The organism is Leisingera sp. F5 (assembly GCF_001593695.1).
The window spans coordinates 1-2,855 of the sequence record NZ_LUKH01000324.1 but is presented as its reverse complement, the minus strand read 5'-3'; the positions used below and the strand labels follow the sequence as shown (position 1 = coordinate 2,855).

At 57.1% G+C, this 2,855-nt stretch carries 4 protein-coding genes and 3 pseudogenes; all 7 read right to left on the bottom strand.

Annotated elements, in window-relative coordinates; genetic code table 11:
• Nucleotides 1-112 (bottom strand): annotated as a pseudogene (locus A2I95_RS29635) (IS5/IS1182 family transposase); the annotation flags it as partial.
• Nucleotides 113-272: 160 nt separating this feature from the next.
• Nucleotides 273-617, bottom strand: a complete 345-nt coding sequence (locus A2I95_RS29630; RefSeq protein WP_291735640.1) for a hypothetical protein — start codon at nt 615-617, stop codon at nt 273-275.
• A gap of 505 nt (nt 618-1,122) precedes the next feature.
• The gene (locus A2I95_RS29625; RefSeq protein WP_291735638.1) at nt 1,123-1,431 is read right to left on the bottom strand and encodes a LysR substrate-binding domain-containing protein; all 309 of its coding nucleotides are present in this window, start codon (nt 1,429-1,431) and stop codon (nt 1,123-1,125) included.
• A gap of 22 nt (nt 1,432-1,453) precedes the next feature.
• A pseudogene (locus A2I95_RS29620) lies at nt 1,454-1,666 on the bottom strand (phage integrase N-terminal SAM-like domain-containing protein); the annotation flags it as partial.
• 253 nt (nt 1,667-1,919) lie between these two features.
• Nucleotides 1,920-2,117: a helix-turn-helix domain-containing protein gene (locus A2I95_RS42660; RefSeq protein WP_367152988.1), complete on the bottom strand. Its 198-nt coding sequence runs from the start codon at nt 2,115-2,117 to the stop codon at nt 1,920-1,922.
• A gap of 16 nt (nt 2,118-2,133) precedes the next feature.
• The gene (locus A2I95_RS29615) at nt 2,134-2,700 is read right to left on the bottom strand and encodes a DJ-1/PfpI family protein (protein ID WP_291735636.1); all 567 of its coding nucleotides are present in this window, start codon (nt 2,698-2,700) and stop codon (nt 2,134-2,136) included.
• Nucleotides 2,669-2,815: pseudogene (locus A2I95_RS29610) on the bottom strand (IS5/IS1182 family transposase); the annotation flags it as partial. The pseudogene A2I95_RS29610 and the gene A2I95_RS29615, both read right to left, overlap by 32 nt.
• Nucleotides 2,816-2,855: the final 40 nt, after the last annotated feature.

The following is a 2,855-nucleotide window of genomic DNA, read 5'->3' as shown; positions in this document are numbered from 1 at the left end:
GCGCGTCGTTGACTACCTGCCTGATCTTGCGGAGAGGGGGCCGCGCGGGGATGCGTTCTTCCAGATCGACACAGCTGAAAAGCGATCCGCTCGCTTCATCCGTCCCGCGCATCATCACCCCCCGCCGAAGTTGTGCTGAGGGTGAATCACGTTCCTCAGACCGCGTCGAGAGCCGACTTCTTCAGCAGCCTGTTAGTAGCATAGTTACGGATTTCGAAGATGCTTTGCGCCCGTAACGCCCAATGAACACCGGTCATTTTTTTAAGGATGGACTATCGAGCTTGAATGAAACAGTGTCCAAATCCTGCTCCCGCAACCACCGTTTCCGACCAAGCCTCCGCAAACAGCGGGGGCTTCTTCGATTCAGGTTGCCCTAAAGACATCAGTCCCGCAAATTTTCCAACAAGTTCAAGCTGATGCCCGCCCGGCGTATCCGCGTCCGGAACCATCCGCACTTCCGAAATCAGCGCCCGCAGCGACGCTGTCGCCTCCCGCCGCACCTCTGGCGCGTTCAGGGCGCCAGCCAGGTCTTCGATCAGCTCCCGGTACCGCGCCGACAGGCTCGGATGCAGCCGCAGGGCAGGGGGCTCCGGGTTGTCCGCGATGACCGCCTCCAACTTGCCGTTTGGGCCGGTTTGCTCGGGGGCGGGGAGCAGAGGCGGACGCTCTTGCGGCCTGACCTGCGGTGTTCGCCCTGCGGGCAAAATATTTCCAGGAGGGAGTTATCCGGATTTTGGACCAGCCGGAGCCTGCGCCGCTGGAGTTTGCACATAAGCTTTGTGCAAATCTCGCGGCGGGGCCGCTTGATTGGCGGGCGCACCTACTGGTCCAGGACCGGCTCCGGAGCTCGATGCTGCGGCACGTCGCGCTGCCAGCACTTGATGGCTTCGCCGTCAAACTCCCTTTTGTGTTTGATGATCTTATCGGTAGAGTTCAGCATTGTGATTGCCTCGTTTTGCGGTTGGGTTTGCACCACCATCAAAACGGCCAGCCATCATCTCCTTCATGAGATGCGCCGCCCCCAGTTCAGCGTGCTGAGAAGGGGGCGGTGTCAGATCACATCGAGACTAATTCAGTTAACGGTCCAATGACCGTTTTTCGAAGGTATTTGCACGCGAGCCTTCAAATTGACAAGAGCCACTTCTTGAAAATTCTCACCGGGACACGCTCTTGATCGCCGGGTCGGCAAACGAAGAATAACCCCCTATCCAACGGTATGGCGCTTTCGTCGAGGCGGACAAGCCGACCTTTCTCCAAATCCCGCGCAGCTAGGAGATGTCTCGCCAGCGCCGCGCCTTGCCCGTCGATGGCGGCCTCCAGCAATACAGCGCTATCCACGTATTTGATATTCTGCGCGATGATCTGTTCACCGCTCAGCCCAACCTGTTCAGCCCAGCTCTCCCACCCGGTATTGAAGGTATCATGCAGCAACGTAAGGCGAGCGATGTCCTCTGTTGAAGGTTGAGGCTGTCACGCCCGTGTCGGTCATATGCAACTGATATGCTCGCAGATCATCCGGTGTTGCCGTGTCCGGTGATCGCTTCAGGAACGTCGCAAAATCCTTGATGGCTCGGATGTGGGACTTTTGCGCCTTATCGCCCATCCCGCGAATGCGCATATCTTCGATCATCCGCTCACGCAGCGGCGTGGTTCTCTCCTCCGTCATGGGAACCTCCTGTCTGTCGATTGAGAAGGCCTCAATTGTCAGACAGCCACGCCCATTCCCAAATGCACCGCAGTCAGACCAATGCTGAACGCCAGCCACGAGCGCCAATGCCGCGGAGCGGCTTCGTCCTCGGACCCTAATGAATTTGTTCCAACTCTTTGTTTAGTTGGCGCAACGATTAACGCATGGGGAATCTACTGTGGATCGTTGGCGGTGTCCTCAAATCGACTGCGGTAATCGTTGGGCGCAACATTCAAGTTGCGAAGAAACGACCGTCGCATCCCATCGGTGCTACCGAACCCGCATCTGTCTGCATCTGCGAAATGCCAAATTTCGTCGTTTGAAGTAGTTCTCGTGCCGTCTCTAACCGATAGAGTTCCACCGCTTTGGCAGGGCTTTGGCCCGTGTCCCGAGTATAAGCCCGCGAGAAATTACGGGGACTCATGTTCATGCGCTCTGCAAGTATCTCATTTCGTAGATCGCCCCCTGAGGTTCTCGGAAATCCAAGCATTGAGCTCATCAAAGCGATCCGAGCTTGCGTCGGTCTGGCGTTTCAGTGCGGCACTGAATTGCAACTGACCACCAGGCCGCACCATGTAGGCTACGATGGACCTTGCGATTTCCAACGCATACGCATGGCCTAGGTCCTCAGATACAAGGGCAAGGGCAAGGTCTATGCCCGTGCTACATCCAGCGGACGTCCAGATATTGCCGTCTTTGAGGAAAATCGCGTCCGAGTTGACATTGATGTTCGGAAAAGTCTCGGTGATCGTCGCGCAGTCTTCCCAATGCGTTACAGCATTACGACCATTTAAAAGCCCTGTAGCTGCCAGGACGAAAGCGCCCGAACACACCGAACAGATGCGTTCGGCGGTCTCAGCCAGCCGGGCAACGCAATCGATAAGTTCGGCATTCTTGATGGCGTCGTAGACAGTTGCCCCCCCGCGTGGCTTTGTTGCACAAATCGGGTAACGGGCGGACTTCCCCTTTGCCCTGAGGGACTTACCCGATAGCCTCTGTTGCGGGTATGCCAAGAGCGGTGTAGCGGTTGAGCACGGCGAAACGGGTTTGGATTTCCGCGGCCTGCCTGTCGAAGTCTCGCGCCGAGAGGCGCTGCCCCAGCAGTTTCACGCAATGCATCCTTTCGTCGGGAAAATGATCCCCCCGATCATTTTCTGACCCTCCTCAA

Coding starts and splice junctions, on each gene's coding strand:
- A2I95_RS42660 (WP_367152988.1), bottom strand. CDS start 2,117: ATGAACATGAGTCCCCGTAATTTCTCGCGGGCTTATACTCGGGACACG.